The following is a 16140-nucleotide window of genomic DNA, read 5'->3' on the forward strand; positions in this document are numbered from 1 at the left end:
GACCGGCAGCTATTCAGACCAGTTCAACAGTCCGCAATAAGACCTTGTTGTGCGGTGCAGTCACCCATTGGCTGCGCCGCACTAGCACATTTGTGCTAATCGACCACCCCGTTCCCTGGCGTTATATTTCCTCGCAACCCCCGACACGCCCCAACATTGCCGCTGCGCAGTGCGCGGGATTGTTGTGCCTGGAAAAACAACAACACCAAGGAAGCAACACCATGAACCTTTACCTAAACTTCGCCAGAATCACCGTGCTCGGTGCCCTGCTTATCGGCGCCACCGGTTGCCAGACCGCCAAGCCTACCGAAGACAGCATGCGCGAACGGGCCCAGACCGTCATTGGTCAGCCGGTCAGCAAAATCGCCAATGTCCGCAACGACAGCACGCTCACCTACTACACCGCCTACACCGCTGCCGGCGAATACAATTGTGAGCTGCCCAGCGGGGCGATCGTCGCAGTCGCCAGCATGGGCATCATGTCACCCCCACTGACCTGCCTGCCAAAAGGCGCATCGCCGATTCCGGGCCGCTGATCCGGCTGCTAAACACTGACACTTTCGGTGTGCCGGTCGCGCAGCGCACGCAAGGTCGCGCGCAGCTCGGCCGGGCGCACCGGCTTGGACAAAATGGCAATCTGGCGGTCATGCAGGGCCGCCTGGATTTTTTCGATGTCATGCCCGGTGATGATCATGGCCGGCACCGCAAAACCCCGCTGACGACGAACTTCATCGATGCACTCGATACCCGTGCTGTGCTGACCGAGGTCATAGTCGGCAACGATGATGTCGCAGTCGGTGACCAGCCCCTGCCCCGTCAGTTCGGCCTGCACGACGCAACCCCAGCGCTCCAGCAACGCCGAGGTCGCCAGCAGCACGTTGCGATCATCCTCTACCAGACACACTTTCAATCCCGTCAGCAGGCCGGCCTGACGAACCTCGTCTCGACTGACCGGTAACTGCGGCGCCGCCCGTGACAAGCCCTGCAGCGTCACCGCCGTCCCGTGCCCCAGCCGCGAGCGAATCAGCACATCGACGCCAATCATCTGCCCCAGCCGCTTGACGATCGACAGGCCCAACCCCACGCCTTCAACGTCCTTGTCGCGCAATTGACGAACCCGATAAAACTCCTCGAAAACCCTCGGCAAATGCTCTTCGTCGATGCCACTGCCACGGTCATACACCACGATGGCCAACCCCGCCCCCTTTCTACGAACGCCCACCAACACCGGCCGCTGCGCGCCATATTTGAAACAGTTGGACAGCACGTTCTGCACCATGGTCGCCAGCAAGGCCGGGTCGGAGCGCACCCAATGCTCGCAACGGTGCAGACGCAGATCCACCCCGGCCCAACGGGCGGCTTCGGCATTCTGGCGAATGAGATCCGTCAGCCATTGTCCCAGCTCCAGCGTTTGCATCCTTGGTTGAACCCGGCCGTTATCGAGGGTGTAGAGATCGAGGATCGAGCGGAAAAGCTGCGACACGTTGAGCAACGACCGGTCAATGTTGTCCACCAGCCGCCGTTCGTCCTCGCCCAGCCGCGACTCGCGAAGACACGCGGTAAACAGTCCGATGGAATGGATCGGCTGACGCAGGTCATGACTGGCCTGGGCCAGGAATCGCGACTTCTCCAGATTCGCCGCAATCGCCTCTTCGGAAGCCTTGCGCGTGCGCTCCAGCAACAGGTGTGCATACACCGGAATCACCGTACTGGTGATCATCAGCATCACCACCATGAACGGTTGCGCCTGCCAGTACGGCGTCAGCCGATAGACCGCCAGCAGCGCCAGCAAGGCCAGTACCGTGGCTATCGCCAGATAGCGCGAGCCGTAGCGCATGCCGTTGCCAAGGTTGACCCAGACCATGACGGCATAGATAGGAAGCGCCGCTTCACCACCCACCACAAGCCCGAAACTGGTGCCGGTGTAATCATGGATCATGCCGAAAATCCGCCGCGCCGGATAATGCCCCGGCCAACGTACGATGGCCTGACGCAGCCCGACAGAGGCCAGTAGAAACAGGGCAATGTAAGTGATCACCGGCAGGTAAGTATCGAAGCGCTGGCCCGGCAGGAAGCCGAGCACGGCCATGTAAACCAGCGCAATACTGGCGATGATGATGCGCAGATTGGCCTGGTCGAGCTCGGTGTTCTTTTCGAACTTCATGGGGAACGTCCTTGTGCGGCAATCGTCAGATTCAGCAGGAGCCGACAGGCAACGCCTTCGCCGGATGCTAAGGTGCACGCCGTGAGAACAATCGACCCAGGGAGGGTTGCGCCATGACATGCCGAATCATCATAGCCGACGATCATCCGCTGTTTCGCGAAGCGATGGTGCGCACGGTAAGTCGTCTGTTACCTGAGGCGCAGATCGAAGAAGCCGGCGATCTGGAGGCGGTGCTCGCCTTGCTGCCATCCGGCGATGAGCCCGACACCCTGATTCTGGATCTGCGGTTCCCCGGCCTGACCTGCGTCAGCCAGCTCGGCGAACTGCGGCGACGCTTGCCGCGCACGACGCTGATCGCCGTATCGATGGTGGATGACGAGGCGCTGATCGGCGAGGTCATGGCCGCCGGAATCGATGGTTTCATCGGCAAGAACATCACCCCCGACGACATCGGCCAGGCGATCCTGGCGATCCGCGAAGGCGAAGTGCTGGTCAAATACACGCCTTCCGGTCTTCTGCCGCTGGAAACCGGCACAGCCCTCACCCCGCGTCAGCAAGAGGTATTAAGGCTGATCGCCCAGGGCAAAACCAACAAGGAAATCGCCCGTGAACTGGACATTTCGCCGTTCACGGTGCGGATTCATGTGTCGTCTTTGCTGCGTACCTTGAACGTATCGTCACGAGCCGCAGCGGCGGTGAAGTACAGTGGGGCGGGCTGACAGCCGTTATTCGAAATCCTCCTTGGGCATCTGACAATCGGGGCACAGCCAATCGTCATGCACGTCCTCCCAGGGGGTACCCGCCGCGATCCCGTTCTGCGGATCGCCCACCGCCGGATCGTACTCATATCCACATACCGTGCAGGTCTTGATAGCGTCTTGCGTCGACATAAACAATCTCCTTTTGCTTAAAGTGCCACGGTTGAAATCAGCCCTGCTGCGCCAAGTATGAAACCGATCAACGCTCCCCGCTCCGGCAATTCGCGAAGCATGGCGTAGATGACGATCGGTTCCAGCACCAGCAGCAACGTCAGGGAAGCGACCGTCACGACCCAGATATTGCCTGTCCCCTGGTAGCCCAGCCAATACGCCAGAATCAGGCTGATGCCGGCGATGCAGATCAGGAACATGGGCTTGAAGAACATGGACGGCGTTTCCATGACCCGACCCGGAAGTTTCGAGGCGTAAACCTCGCTGTAGATCGTCAGGATCTCGCCAAAGACCATCAGCACAAGAGCCACGACGATGTAATATTCCTTCTTCACAGTGACCTCTTTTGCAGTATGGAGAGAATTTCATCAATCACGGCACCACCAACCTCATCGCTTTCAAGCAAAAAGTGCGGCCCGTCGTGATCGAACAGAAACGTGTTTTTGTAAGCCTCCCCCTCGAATCCCGCGATAGCGTTCAACACGTCCTCGGCCTGATGAAGCCTGTCGGCATGGAAGGTCTTCAGGATCTTCACCGCGTTGCCGAAATGAATCGCTTCATCGGCGATCAGGTTCTTGATCCAGCTGTTGAAGCCTGAATGACCGAAATCCTGATAGAAGGTGTCCTTCTTGTAGGTCTTGACCGAGACATATTCGTCGTAGGCAAACAGCAGCAACAGATTGAACTCACTCGACAAGATGTCTTCCAGACCTGAAAAGTCGCCAACCCGGTGTTTCAGTGCATTGACCAGTTCAGCTTCCCCCGTACCGAAAACCAGCCGGTTCAGTTCAAAGAAGCCGTCCGCATGGTTGCGTTCATCCGCGTACCAGAAATCCAGGTACTGCACGAAATAAGGCGAAAACTCCCTGCGTTTCGGATAGAGAAAGTTGTAAAGATTTATGGAGTCGTATTCGGAAACGAGGTCGGCCATGAAAAATTCCCTGAACGACGCATCAATGCCCGGATTGACCCACCCGCTGGAACTGATGTCTTCAAAGATCGCCCTGGAACTCCAATTACGCTTTTTCAGAAACGCCGCTTCCATGCCCCACCTTCCTTGTGCCTGACGTTGTCACTCACTGAACTTCTTGATGATTGCCGGAATGATCATGTCCTTGATCTCGTGTTTGGCAATCGGGAAGTCCGGCGCATTGTGATCCAGAACAAAAGTTCCCGTGTAGCTGGGCTTCTCGAAATCGATCTGGAATATCTCGTCCAGAATCGCCGGAATCTCATCCATTCGATGGGGAAACAGCTCTCTGGCTTTCTTTACAAACGAAAAGAAGTGGGTGACTTCGTCTTTCTTCGTCTTGCGTATCCAGGCGGATAACTGTTGAGAGTCGAAACGATCATAACTTTCGATACTTCGGTGATAGACATGCGTCGTGATGATCTCGTCGTACGCCAGTGTCACCAGAAGTTTCAGCGGGTCGGCAGCTATAGACTCGATGATACTGAAGTCGGGCTTGCGAAGTTCGACACTCAACGAGACTTCGTCAAAAGGAATGCGGGTATAGGCTGCGTAGATCAGCGCAAACCCATAAGCATGATCGATCTCATCCTTCAGCCAGGGATTGAGCACATCCTGCAGACTCGCGAACACCTGCGGATAGTTCGCTTCCAGATACCAGTACAGACGTCGGGCATCGTATTCAGTGATCACCGAGTCAAAGAAGATCTCTTTCCATTCCTGCCATTGCGAATCTTCCAGTTCTACCGGCGGGAACCTGAAGCCGGACAGAACGGCTGAAGCTTCTGGTGTGGTACGCGTTACCGATCCGATGGACATCGACATACATTCATCCTTGATTTTGACAGTGGGATTACACCAGGAAGCGATTGAACGAGAGGGAATCTGACGCATTTGTCGGACGCCAGTCGATCTGCTGACAAACGATCGGCTGCCAATACGTCTCGGCGATGTCGTAAACAAATTTCCAGTCCAGCGCCTCACTTTCCAGTACGCCCGCTTGCGGGTGAGCCTGCGCCCACGCCATTCCTGCAACGATGCTCGACACGACTTGCAGGCTGGTGGCGCTGTTGTGCCGGGCCATGTTCCTCGCTTTGCCGATAGAGAGGTTCGACCCCATCCACAGTGACGGGTATTTATCGCTGATCAGAAAAACGCCCAATTCGTCGATGCCGGAGAGGATGTTTTCTTTCAGCACCTCCTTGGAAAGAACACGCTCTTCATTTCCGTCAGTCAACAGACTCATCGACTCCACGGCCTGATCACAAGGGTGATAGGCGTAATAGACGGTAGGCCGGTAGGCATCCCCCAGAGTCAGGTACTCGGCGATGGACAACGATTCGTTGTGAGTCAGCAAATAGCCGGTAAAGTCCAGACAGTTCGGCGACCAGCTCTTGACCCTGATCTCACGCCCCTGCTCTTTCAGCGCCAGCGCATAACCGTTCAACGTCGCGCCCTCAGGCACTTGAGTTTCATGACTGCCCCAACCCATTTCAGCCGGTTGCAGACATTCGGTTATCAAGCCGTCCACAGACCAGGTGCACACGAAGTGACCCGATGATCGTTCGACATTGGCGAATTGAGTATCACGTTCCGATATCTGTATGACCCGGATGCCCAGTTGCCGGGACAATCCTGCCCAGTCCTGTTGCCGGGTGCCGTCAAAAGTGATGCCGTTCAGGGCGGCCATGTGCGTCAGTGCCTTTTTTAGAAGCACAGAAATGAAACCGGGATTGGCCCCATGCGCCACGATCGCGGTAGCGCTTTCACGCGGTCGATCGCTGGAAAAGTACTTCAGACTTTCGCGCAACGAGAAATTGCTCGTCAGATTTGAATCCTGCTCGGCGCTGTACTCCCAAGGTTCTATGCACGTGTCGAGATACAGAGACTGGAAGCTCTGAGCCAGCGCAATCAGCGCCTCACTCGAAACCGACACTGCCAGATTCAGCAGAAACGTGTTTTCATTCAGGTGATGCCCGATCACCTCTTTGAAGTTTCGCGGCGTTATCAATTTTCTGATCAGACATGCCGAATACTCATCGGCAATCGACTGCCTGACTTCATCGACTGTTTTATCGAAAACAATGATTTCAGCGTCGTATCGCGTAACCAACAACGGCATCAAAGCCTGGGCAATACTGCCAAAACCGACAATGACGATCCGGTTTATTTTCTTCATGTGTAGAGTCCCTGCCACAATTCCGTTTCCAGTCCTGGAAACACAGTCAACCGCTTGAATCGCCGTGTGGCGTCAAGATGATCTTGGTTTTCTGGAAGATGAACTATCGGCCAATCAGCGACCGTTCATGAAAATGAAGAAGAGGGAATTTCGCTGTCCATAAATCCCTGCGCAGCTGGACTTCCTGTCCAGGCTTGTATTGATTTGAGATTGGATCCTAAACACGCACCGATAGTGTGACAACCCCCCTGTGGGAGTTTTTTTCAATATATTTCAAAGCATATTTCGAGTTTTCATCTCCCTGACAAACACAACTTGTTGATTATCCTGAAAAAACTCGAAAGCCGGCGGCGCTCGTCACGAGCGCCACTCATTTCTGCCTTACGGATCCACCTGCGCCATCAACGCCTGAACAGTCTCCTGTCGCTTCGCATAACGCTGCGCCAGCACAGCGCAGACCATCAACTGGATCTGGTGAAACAGCATCAGCGGCAGAATCAGCACACCGATCGTGCTGCCGGCAAACAACACCTGGGCCATTGGCACACCGGTGGCCAGACTCTTTTTCGAGCCGCAGAACAGAATGGTGATGCGATCTTCCAGGTTGAAGCCGAACAGCTTGCCGAGCACCGTCGATGCCAACAGCACCAGCCCCAGCAGGATGCAGCAGGCCACCACGAGGCCGAGCAGGTCGATCACCGGGATCTGATGCCAGATGCCTTCGTTGACGGCTTCACTGAACGCGCCATAGACCACCAGCAGAATCGAACCCTGATCGACGAATTTCAGCCAGTGCTTGTTGCGTCCGACCCAGGCGCCGATCCAGCGGCGTGCGATCTGACCGGCGATGAACGGCAGGAGCAGTTGCACGCTGATTTTCAGGATCGCATCGACGGTCGAACCGCCATCACCGTGAACATTCAGCAACAGCGTTACCAGCAACGGCGTCAGAAAGATCCCGAACAGACTGGACGCCGCCGCGCTGCAGATCGCCGCCGGAATATTGCCCCGGGCCAGCGAAGTAAAGGCAATCGCCGATTGCACCGTGGCCGGCAACGCGCACAGGTAGAGCATGCCCATGTACAAACTGTCACCGATCATCGGCGACAGCAGCGGCTTGAGCGCCAGGCCCAGCAGCGGGAACAGCACAAAGGTCAGGCCGAACACCAGCAGATGCAGGCGCCAGTGACCGGCGCCGGCGATGATCGATTCGCGGGACAGCTTGGCGCCGTGCAGGAAAAACAGCAGCGCAATCGCGATATTGGTCAGCCAGCCGAAGCCGACCGCGACCTGGCCGCTGGCGGGCAGGAAGCTCGCGAGCAGCACCACGGCGATCAGGGTCAGTGTGAAGTTGTCGGGCAGGAATCTGGGGCGCGTCATGGTTTGCTCATCCGGGGGTTGCCAGTACGTGGAAGCGACTCTAACGTGACTGGAAATTACCGACTAACGCCGAAGAGCCGCGAGATGCCGCCAAAAGGACATGACAAAAGCGTCAGACGCAGCATTCCCGGGCTGCCCAGTCTGCCGCGTCCCTTGTATGGGCGCACAGAATCGCTGCCCAATCGCGCCCTGACCCGCCGCCACAGTCATCCGTGGGTGCAATTGTCTTACGCGATCCAGGGCGTGCTCGAAGTGCAGACCGCCGCCGGTCGTTTCGTCGCACCACCCGAACGGGCCGTGTGGATTCCGGCGGGTATGCCGCATCGGGTATTCAGTTCACCGCACACGGAAATGCGCAGCCTTTACATCGATTGCAGCGTGGCAAGCCGGGCGCTGGAGCGTTGTCACGTGCTGGGTGTCAGTGATCTTTTGCGGGAACTGATCCGGGCCTTCAGTCAGATACCTGTCGAGTATGACCAGAGCGGCCCTCACGGACGCCTGGCGCAGGTGATCCTCGATCAATTGGCCGAAGCCCCGCAAATCGAGCTGATGCTACCGCTGCCCCAGGACATCCGCTTGCGACAGATTTACCAAAGTCTGGAGCAACATCCGGAACAGCAGACCACACTCAATCACTGGAGCGAGAAGTTCGGCGTCACCGAGAAAACCCTGAGCCGCCTGTTCCTGCGTGATACCGGCCTGACCTTCCGTGCCTGGCGTCAACGCTTGCGCCTGCTGGGCGCGCTGACGCCGCTGGAACGCGGCGAACGAGTCACTGAAGTGGCTCTGGCCTGCGGTTATGATTCGACATCGGCCTTCATCGCCGCCTTTCGCCAGCAGTTTGGCGAGACGCCCGGAGAATTTTTTCGCTGATTTTTGTCGATATTTATCGAATTAGGACATGCCATTCGGCAAACTTCAGGGTAGAGTTTCGTCCATCAAGAATGATTGACACGTTTCGACGATAACAATGATCAACCACCCTTTAGCGAACCTGTCGGCGGTAACAGCATGATCGAAGTCACTGAAGTCTCCATTGCTCAACTGCGCTCGGCGCTCGAATCCGGCCAGACCACCGCGGTTGAACTGGTCCAGGCCTATCTGGCGCGCATCGATGCCTATGACGGCCCGGACACCGCCACCGCCCTGAACGCGGTGATCGTGCGCAACCCCGAAGCCTTGAAAGAAGCTCAGGCTTCCGACGCCCGCCGCGCCAGGGGCGAAACCCTCGGTCCGCTGGATGGCATCCCCTACACCGCCAAGGACAGCTATCTGGTCAAAGGCCTGACCGCTGCGTCCGGCAGCCCGGCGTTCGCCGATCTGGTGGCCCAGCGCGATGCATTCACCATCGAGCGCCTGCGGGCGGGCGGCGCGATCTGCCTGGGCAAGACCAACATGCCACCGATGGCCAATGGCGGGATGCAGCGCGGGGTCTATGGCCGTGCCGAAAGCCCGTACAACGCCGCCTATCTGACGGCGCCATTTGCTTCCGGTTCGTCGAACGGTGCCGGTACCGCCACCGCTGCAAGCTTCTCGGCGTTCGGTCTGGCGGAAGAAACCTGGTCGAGCGGTCGCGGCCCGGCATCCAACAATGGCTTGTGCGCCTACACGCCATCGCGCGGAGTGATCTCGGTGCGCGGCAACTGGCCGCTGACGCCGACCATGGACGTGGTCGTGCCCTACGCCCGCACCATGGCCGACCTGCTGGAAGTGCTCGACGTCGTCGTCGCCGAAGACACCGACCCCCGTGGCGACCTGTGGCGCCTGCAACCCTGGGTGCCGATCCCGAGCGTCGCTTCGGTGCGTCCGGCTTCCTACCTTGATCTGGCGGTGAAAAGTGATGCTCTGGCGGGCAAGCGCCTGGGCGTGCCGCGCATGTACATCAACGCCGACCCCGAAGCCGGCACCAGCGAAGCACCGGGCATCGGCGGCCCGACCGGGCAACGCATCAACACCCGCGCCTCGGTAATTGATCTGTGGAAACAGGCCCGTCAGGCCCTTGAGGCCGCCGGTGCTGAAGTGATCGAAGTGGATTTTCCGCTGGTCTCCAACTGCGAAGGCGATCGTCCGGGCGCACCGACCGTGTTCAATCGCGGCATCGTTTCCAAAGAGTTCATGCACCACGAACTGTGGGACCTGTCGGCGTGGGCGTTCGATGACTTCCTGCGCGCCAACGGTGACCCGAAACTCAACCGACTGGCGGACGTCGACGGGCCGAAAATCTTCCCCCACGACCCCGGCACCCTGCCCAACCGTGAAGGCGACCTCGCCGCCGGCATGGATGAATACGTGCGCATGGCCGAGCGCGGCATCACGCCATGGGATCAGATTCCGACGCTGCCGGACGGTCTGCGCGGTCTGGAGAAAACCCGCAAGCTCGACCTCGAAGACTGGATGGATCGCCTCGGCCTCGACGCCGTGCTGTTCCCGACCAACGCCGACGTGGGCCCGGCGGACGCCGACGTCAACCCGGCTTCGGCGGACATCGCCTGGAGCAACGGCATCTGGGTCGCCAATGGCAACCTCGCGATCCGCCACCTCGGCGTGCCGACCGTCACCGTGCCGATGGGCGTGATGGCCGACATCGGCATGCCGGTCGGTCTGACCTTCGCCGGAAGGGCCTATGACGATTCGTCACTGCTGCGCCTGGCAGCGGCGTTCGAGGCGACCGGTTCGAAACGCCAGGTTCCGCCGCGCACGCCACCTCTGTCGGCAGGCCGGTAAATGAAAAACGGCGGGATCAATCGATCCCGCCGTTTTTTTATCGCTCCGCCAGTTCTTCCAGCAGATCCGCCGAAGGCACGAAAAACAGACTGCCGGTCACCGCCGTGCTGAAGTCCAGCAACCGGTCATAGTTGCCCGGCGGCTTGCCGACGAACATGTTTTCCAGCATCTGCTCCAGCGGCTCGGGCGAACGCGCGTAACCGATGAAGTAAGTGCCGAACTCACCTGCGCCTGGCCGGCCGAACGGCATGTTGTCGCGCAGGATCTTCACTTCCTCGCCATCCTTGGTGAGGGTCGTCAACGCGCTGTGGGAGTTGCTCGGCTTGACCGCGTCATCCAGTTCGATATCGGACAGCTTGGTCCGCCCGATCACCCGCTCCTGTGCTTCGACCGGCAATTCGTTCCAGGCCTTCATGTTGTGCAGATACTTCTGCACCAGCACATAACTGCCGCCGCTGAACCTCTGATCTTCATCACCCACGAGCGTGAAATGCTCGGCCTTGCGACCGACCGGATTCTCAGTGCCGTCGACAAAACCGATGATGCTGCGCATGTCGAAATAACGGAAACCCTGTACTTCGTCGGTCACCGTCACGGCGCCGTCCAGCGCTGACATCAACTGCGTCGCCAGTTCGAAACACAAATCCATCTGATCGGCGCGAATGTGCAGCAGCAAATCGCCAGGCGTGGAAACGGCGCGCCGCCCTTCTACGCCGAATTCGCGAAAGTCGTGCAGGGACGCCGGTCGTGGACTGCCGAACAGGCGATCCCAGGCGCCAGAAGAAAACCCGCAGACGCAGGACAGGTTGCCCGAGGGCACACGTTTGCCGACCGAACGCGTCAGGCCCGCGATATCGGCGCACCAGTCGCGGACCTTCCGGGCCGCCTCGGCTTCGGCGTTGAGGGTCGCGACGATGAATATCGCAGCGCTGGTGATCGGGCTGCAGACGGCTTGAGGATCTGGCGTGTCGATGATCGTCGCTCCTGGCATGGTGGACTGGCTCGACAGCGAGGTTAGCAAAGAAGTGTTCAATGAAATATGACCTGCGCCACGCCTTCTCACCTGACACTTCGTTTTTCACGAACAATACCCGCGAAATAAACGATTTTTCTTCGTCGCAATTCCCTTCCAGCATGGCCTCGTCTACCCCGAACAACATAAAGACAGGGAGAACGACATGCACCCCATCAATATCGGCGAACCCTGGATGTGGGCCGCCTTCATCGTGTTTGTCCTCGCCATGCTGGCCGTCGACCTGTTTGTCTTCGGTGGGCGCAAGGCGCATCGGGTCTCGGTGCGCGAAGCCGCATCATGGGTGATTGCGTGGTGCATGCTTGCGCTGGCCTTTGCCGGGCTGCTCTGGTGGTACCTCAATGGCGAATTCGGTTCCGAAATCGCCCAGCGCAAGACACTGGAATTTCTCACCGGTTATCTGATCGAGCAGTCGCTGTCGATCGACAACATGTTCGTGTTCGTGATGATTTTCGGCTACTTCGCCGTGCCGCCGGAATTGCACCGCCGGGTGCTGCTGTACGGCGTGCTCGGGGCGATCGTGATGCGCGCAGCGATGATCTTTGCCGGGGTGTGGCTGGTGTCGCAGTTCACGTGGCTGCTGTATGTGTTCGGCGTGTTCCTGATCATCACCGGGATCAAGATGCTGGTGTTCGCCGAACAGCAACCGGACCTCGATAACAATCCGCTGCTGCGCTGGGTGCGCGGGCATCTGCGGATCACCAACGGCTTTCACGGCGAGCGCTTTTTCATATTGCAGAACGGCGTGCGCTGGGCCACGCCGATGTTTTTGGTGCTGGTGCTGATCGAGGCCAGCGACCTGATGTTCGCGGTCGACAGCATCCCGGCGATCTTCGCCGTGACCACCGATCCGTTCATCATTTTCACCTCGAACATCTTCGCGATCATGGGCCTGCGGGCGCTGTACTTTCTACTGGCGGACATGGCCGACCGCTTTCACCTGCTCAAATACGGGCTGGCACTGGTGCTGGTGTTCATCGGCGGGAAGATGACGGCGATGCCGTGGTTTCACATGCCGGTGGAGTGGTCGCTGGCGATTGTCGGCGGGCTGATTCTGGCGTCGGTGTTGCTCAGTCTGGTGCTGACGAAGGACAAATCGCCTGAGGAAAGTCAGGCGAAATAACAGCCGAGGGCGCGAACGGGACTCGCTCCCTCGGCTTTGAACTTACTTATCGGACTTGATGCTGGTCCACACCCGTGTCCGCACCCGCTCCAGTTTCTGCGGCAATGGCTGCACCACATACAGCGTCTTCAGCGCCTCGCTGGTCGGTGTCAGATTGGGGTTGTCGGTGATTTCCTTGTTGATCAGCGGCAGCGAATCCTTGTTGGCATTCGGGTAGCCGAGGAAGTCGCTGATCGAGGCGATGACCTTCGGATCGAGCAAGGTGTTGAGGAACTCGTGGGCTTCTTCAACGTTCTTCGCGCTCTTCGGAATGGCGAAGGTGTCGAACCAGATCGGTGCGCCCTCCTTCGGCAGGCGCCAGTCGACCACCACACCGTTTTTCGCTTCCTTGGCGCGGTTGCCGAACTGGTAGAAGCTGCCGGAGTAACCGATGGCCACGCAGATGTCGCCGTTGGCGATGTCGGTCATGTACTTGGCCGAGTTGAAGTAGGTGACGTAAGGGCGAACCTTGAGCATCAGGTCCTTGGCTTTCTCATAGTCGGCCGGGTTCTGGCTGTTTGGATCGAGGCCGAGGTAATGCAGGGCCAGCGGCAGGATTTCCGAGGGTGAGTCGAGCATCGCTACGCCGCAGGATTTCAGTTTTTCCATGTTCTCGGGTTTGAACACCAGATCCCAGCTGTCCACTGGTGCGTTCTCGCCGAGCGCGGCCTTGACCTTGGCCGGGTTGAAACCGATCAGCACCGTGCCGACCATATAGGGCACGCCGTACTGATTGCCGGGATCATTGGAATCGAGCAACTTGAGCAGCGCCGGATCCTGATGGCTCCAGTTCGGCAGTCTGGACTTGTCGAGTTTCTGGAACACGCCAGCCTTGATCTGGGTATCGAGGAACTGGTTCGACGGCACTACCAGGTCGTAACCGGAGTTGCCGGTCAGCAGCTTGGCTTCGAGGGATTCATTGGTGTCGAAGGTGTCCCAGGTCACTTTGATCTTGCTTTTGGCGGCGAAGTCCTTGGGCACCGACGGCAGAATGTAATCCGCCCAGTCGTACACCCGCAGTTCGCGCTGTTCGGCCTGGACGGCGCCGGCCAGCAGCGTCAGCCCGCAGACAGTGGCGCCCAGAATGCGTTTCATCGTGACCATGTTGTGTTTCCCCGAATGCAGCGTGAGTCGATGGTTTTTATGTTCTGTACACGGCAGCGGCTGTCAGATCAGCCAAGGGCAAGGAAGGTGCAGCCTTTAGTTGTGGCTTCGATTTTTGCCGAGCATGGTCGACGCGCACAGTAGCCGATTGGCCAAAAGGGGATCGAAATGGCCAATTTGCGTGACCACCCGAATGCTGAAACGACAATGCCCGGCGAATGGCCGGGCATTGCGTGAACCAGCTGTGCAGGCGATCAGTCAGTGAAACCCAAACGTGCCGCCCTGCTCTGCTGTGTCTGCCCGCGCGTCGCCAGGCAGTAATACAAGGGACAGGTCACGATCAGGCCGACCAGCCACGACAGGTCCGCGCCTTCCACCAGATTGGCGTACGGGCCGACATACAACGATGTGTTGGCAAATGGCAGTTGCACAATGATGCCGATGAAATAGGCAATGATCGCGTGCAGATTGAAACGCCCATAAATTCCGCCATCGGCACGAAAGATCGAGGCGATGTCGTAGCGGCCGCGCTTGATCAGGTAGAAGTCGATCAGGTTGATCGAGGCCCACGGCACCAACACCAACAGCAGCGCCAGAATCAGGCCGATGAACTCGGAGATGAAATCCGCCGACGCCCCCAGCGCCACCACGCAGCAACCCGCCAGCACGACGCTCGACAGGATCACTCGCACCTTGATGCTCGGTGTCCACTGGCTGGCGAAGGTCTGGATCGAGGTGATGATCGACAGCACCGCGCCATACAGATTCAACGCGTTGTGGCTGATGATGTTGAGCAGGAACAGCACCATCAGAATCGGCCCCAGCCAACCGGTGGACTGCTTGACCGCCGCCATCGCCTCGGTGCCTTCCGGCGTCGCCAGCACCGCTACCGCGCCGAAGGTGAACGACAAAATCGTGCCCAGCGTGGCGCCCAGATAAGTCGCGATAAATGGCTTGCTGATACCGATCTCCGCCGGCAGGTAACGGGAGTAGTCGGACACGTACGGCGAGAAACTGATCTGCCAGATGATCCCCAGCGACATCGTCGCCAGCCACCCCGACAGATTGAAGCTGCCACGGGTGAAGAAATCCGCCGGCAAGTCATGGGCAAAGATGTAGATGAAACCGGCGAGCAGCGCGCTCCCCATCACCCAGGTGCCGATCCGATTGAGGGTGTGAATGAAGTTGTAGCCAATCACACCGATGGCCGTGGCACTCAGGGCGCCGATCAGAATGCTCATCGGCGCCGGCACCGACGGCGCAATGCCGACAATGGACTTGCCGGCCAGCACGATGTTGGAAATGAAGAAACCGATGTAGATGATCGCCGCGAAGAACACAATCAGCAGCGCACCATAACGCCCGAACTGACCACGACTCTGCACCATCTGCGGAATGCCCATGCGCGGACCTTGCGCCGACGCCAGGGCAATCACCACGCCGCCGATCATGTGCCCCAGCGCAATCGCCAGCAGCCCCCAGAACAGGTCGAGGTGAAACACCTGAACCACCATGGCGCCGGTGACGATGGGCAGTGGCGCAATGTTGGTGCTGAACCAAAGGGTGAAAAGGTCGCGGGCCTTCCCGTGGCGTTCCGCGAGTGGGACGTAGTCGACCGTGTGATTCTCGATCAACGGATCTTGCCGGGACATCTGGGACATATATGAACTCGATTGGGTCTGTTCTTATCGTTGTATGAAGCCAAACCGGGGACGTTTCTGGTCGCCCCTCAGATGAACACCATATTATGGTATTCCATCATTTTCACAAGACTGATCCGCTGTTTGCGACGACAACTGATCCGGCATCCTCCCCGATCGCCCGGCTTTACGGCTAGCCGAAAGCCCCGTAAATGTTGAGTTTCAGACGAATGCACCACGTTTATCGTTTCACCAAAAAAGCGCTTGCAATCGATGTATTACGGTATACCATCAGGCCAACAAACGAATAAAAACACGCTTCACCGCACTCGAGGATTGACCAATGATCGATGCTGCCGTCTACAAACAAGTCATGGGCTCGTTCCCGTCCGGCGTCACCGTCATCACCACGCTTGATGACCACGGCCAGATCGTCGGCCTGACCGCCAGCGCGTTCAGCTCGCTGTCGATGGACCCGGCCCTGGTGCTGTTCTGCCCCAACTACAGCTCCGACTCCTATCCCGTCCTGATCAAGAACAAACGCTTTGCCATTCACGTGCTGTCCGGCGGACAGCAGAGCGAAGCCTACGCGTTCGCCCGCAAAGGCAAGGACAAGGCGCAGGGCATCGAGTGGACGCTGAGCGAACTGGGCAACCCGATCCTGGCCAACGCGACAGCTATCATCGAATGTGAGCTGTGGCGCGAATACGAAGGCGGCGACCACGCCATCATGGTCGGCGCGGTGAAAAACCTCATCGTCCCCCAACAGGACAACGGCCCGCTGGTGTACTGCCACGGCAAGATGGGCGCCCTGCCCGCCTTCGCCTGACTCACACGTTTGCACATGAACAGGCC

Annotated in this window: 16 protein-coding genes; 6 read left to right on the plus strand and 10 right to left on the minus strand. The window is 58.6% G+C overall.

What is annotated here, in order from left to right; translation table 11 throughout:
• The first annotated feature begins 221 nt into the window (after nt 1-221).
• Entirely contained in the window at nt 222-536 is a 315-nt protein-coding gene (locus NWV16_RS15875) for a hypothetical protein (RefSeq protein ID WP_065259826.1), read from the plus strand.
• Nucleotides 537-544: 8 nt separating this feature from the next.
• Here NWV16_RS15875 and NWV16_RS15880 read toward each other — a convergent pair whose 3' ends face one another.
• Nucleotides 545-2164: a hybrid sensor histidine kinase/response regulator gene (locus NWV16_RS15880; RefSeq protein WP_260519824.1), complete on the minus strand. Its 1620-nt coding sequence runs from the start codon at nt 2162-2164 to the stop codon at nt 545-547.
• Between the two features lie 113 nt (nt 2165-2277).
• Here NWV16_RS15880 and NWV16_RS15885 point away from each other — a divergent pair, with 113 nt between their 5' ends.
• Nucleotides 2278-2883, plus strand: coding sequence for a response regulator transcription factor (locus tag NWV16_RS15885; protein ID WP_260519825.1), 606 nt, complete (start codon nt 2278-2280; stop codon nt 2881-2883).
• Between the two features lie 6 nt (nt 2884-2889).
• On the opposite strand, the gene NWV16_RS15890 is transcribed toward NWV16_RS15885, so the two are convergent.
• From NWV16_RS15890 to NWV16_RS15915, 6 genes are all read right to left on the minus strand, one after another.
• A complete protein-coding gene (locus NWV16_RS15890) occupies nt 2890-3054 on the minus strand; it encodes a rubredoxin (protein WP_065259824.1) in 165 nt (54 codons plus the stop codon).
• A gap of 17 nt (nt 3055-3071) precedes the next feature.
• Complete coding sequence (locus tag NWV16_RS15895) at nt 3072-3410, minus strand: hypothetical protein (RefSeq protein WP_082302414.1); 339 nt, start codon at nt 3408-3410, stop codon at nt 3072-3074.
• A 14-nt stretch (nt 3411-3424) separates the two neighbouring features.
• Nucleotides 3425-4138 carry a hypothetical protein gene (locus NWV16_RS15900; RefSeq protein WP_260519826.1) on the minus strand — a complete coding sequence of 238 codons (714 nt, stop codon included), beginning with the start codon at nt 4136-4138 and terminating at the stop codon, nt 3425-3427.
• Nucleotides 4139-4165: 27 nt separating this feature from the next.
• The gene (locus NWV16_RS15905; RefSeq protein WP_065259822.1) at nt 4166-4888 is read right to left on the minus strand and encodes a hypothetical protein; all 723 of its coding nucleotides are present in this window, start codon (nt 4886-4888) and stop codon (nt 4166-4168) included.
• Nucleotides 4889-4916: 28 nt separating this feature from the next.
• A complete protein-coding gene (locus NWV16_RS15910; protein WP_260519827.1) occupies nt 4917-6242 on the minus strand; it encodes a saccharopine dehydrogenase C-terminal domain-containing protein in 1326 nt (441 codons plus the stop codon).
• 381 nt (nt 6243-6623) lie between these two features.
• Complete coding sequence (locus NWV16_RS15915) at nt 6624-7622, minus strand: bile acid:sodium symporter family protein (protein ID WP_065259820.1); 999 nt, start codon at nt 7620-7622, stop codon at nt 6624-6626.
• An 84-nt stretch (nt 7623-7706) separates the two neighbouring features.
• Between NWV16_RS15915 and NWV16_RS15920 the strand changes: the two genes are divergently transcribed.
• Both NWV16_RS15920 and NWV16_RS15925 read left to right on the plus strand, forming a co-directional pair.
• On the plus strand, nt 7707-8495 hold the full coding sequence (locus NWV16_RS15920) for a helix-turn-helix domain-containing protein (protein ID WP_260519828.1): 789 nt from the start codon (nt 7707-7709) through the stop codon (nt 8493-8495).
• 138 nt (nt 8496-8633) lie between these two features.
• Entirely contained in the window at nt 8634-10346 is a 1713-nt protein-coding gene (locus NWV16_RS15925; RefSeq protein ID WP_260519829.1) for an amidase, read from the plus strand.
• A gap of 37 nt (nt 10347-10383) precedes the next feature.
• Here the strand turns inward: NWV16_RS15925 and NWV16_RS15930 are convergent, their stop codons facing one another.
• Nucleotides 10384-11337: a Dyp-type peroxidase gene (locus NWV16_RS15930; RefSeq protein ID WP_260519830.1), complete on the minus strand. Its 954-nt coding sequence runs from the start codon at nt 11335-11337 to the stop codon at nt 10384-10386.
• A 187-nt stretch (nt 11338-11524) separates the two neighbouring features.
• On the opposite strand from NWV16_RS15930, the gene NWV16_RS15935 reads away from it, so the two are divergent.
• Nucleotides 11525-12502, plus strand: coding sequence for a TerC family protein (locus NWV16_RS15935; protein WP_260519831.1), 978 nt, complete (start codon nt 11525-11527; stop codon nt 12500-12502).
• Nucleotides 12503-12544: 42 nt separating this feature from the next.
• Here the strand turns inward: NWV16_RS15935 and NWV16_RS15940 are convergent, their stop codons facing one another.
• Nucleotides 12545-13645 carry a polyamine ABC transporter substrate-binding protein gene (locus tag NWV16_RS15940; protein ID WP_260519832.1) on the minus strand — a complete coding sequence of 367 codons (1101 nt, stop codon included), beginning with the start codon at nt 13643-13645 and terminating at the stop codon, nt 12545-12547.
• Between the two features lie 254 nt (nt 13646-13899).
• Nucleotides 13900-15306, minus strand: coding sequence for a cytosine permease (locus tag NWV16_RS15945; RefSeq protein WP_260519833.1), 1407 nt, complete (start codon nt 15304-15306; stop codon nt 13900-13902).
• 322 nt (nt 15307-15628) lie between these two features.
• Here NWV16_RS15945 and NWV16_RS15950 point away from each other — a divergent pair, with 322 nt between their 5' ends.
• On the plus strand, nt 15629-16114 hold the full coding sequence (locus tag NWV16_RS15950; RefSeq protein WP_260519834.1) for a flavin reductase family protein: 486 nt from the start codon (nt 15629-15631) through the stop codon (nt 16112-16114).
• The last annotated feature ends 26 nt before the right edge of the window (nt 16115-16140 follow it).

Origin of the sequence: Pseudomonas sp. BW7P1, from assembly GCF_024981055.1 — a bacterium.
Classification (GTDB): Bacteria; Pseudomonadota; Gammaproteobacteria; order Pseudomonadales; family Pseudomonadaceae; genus Aquipseudomonas; species Aquipseudomonas bananamidigenes.